At 34.6% G+C, this 534-nt stretch carries 1 protein-coding gene; it reads right to left on the bottom strand.

Annotation, left to right across the window (positions count from 1 at the left end; translation table 11 throughout):
• Positions 1 to 534 (bottom strand): elongation factor 1-alpha C-terminal domain-related protein (locus tag CLVI_RS17225; protein WP_423237144.1); only part of this gene is annotated, 534 nt, incomplete at both ends.

Genomic DNA, 534 nt, shown 5'->3' with positions numbered 1-534 from the left:
CTATTAAGATAAAAGCACCATTTGATTTATTGTCGTTGTAAGCATCAAAATAAATTGCTTTGCTTAACTTGATATTTACCTCTCCTATTTCGTTAATTGCTAATTGAGATGCTTCTGTAGTTCCAGAAAAATCAGTTGCAATTACGTTTTTCACGCTGTCAATTTTAGCTAAAACACGGTTAGTGTTGTGTTGCACAAAATACTTTGCACCTGGAACGAGTTTTTTACTGTCCATCCAACAAACTGTTGTATTGATATCTTTCTCCACTTTAGGCAATTCAGATGATTTTACAATCATATCCCCTCTAGTTACATTAATATCATTTTCTAATTCGATTGTGATTGATGAACCCACTGAAGCTTCGTCAAATTGTTGATCGAAAAAGTGGATGTTTGTCACTTTCGACTCTGTTAAAGAAGGTAAAACCGTTACAGCATCTCCTACTTTAATATTGTTCCCATATAATTTTCCAGCATAGCCTCTAAAATCGTGGTACTCTTCAGTTTTTGGACGAATAACGGTTTGCACTGGGA

It is taken from the genome of Clostridium vincentii (genome assembly GCF_002995745.1).
In the GTDB taxonomy this organism is placed as follows: Bacteria; Bacillota; Clostridia; order Clostridiales; family Clostridiaceae; genus Clostridium; species Clostridium vincentii.
The sequence above is the reverse complement of the archived record's forward strand: the minus strand, read 5'-3'. Positions and strand labels throughout refer to the sequence as shown.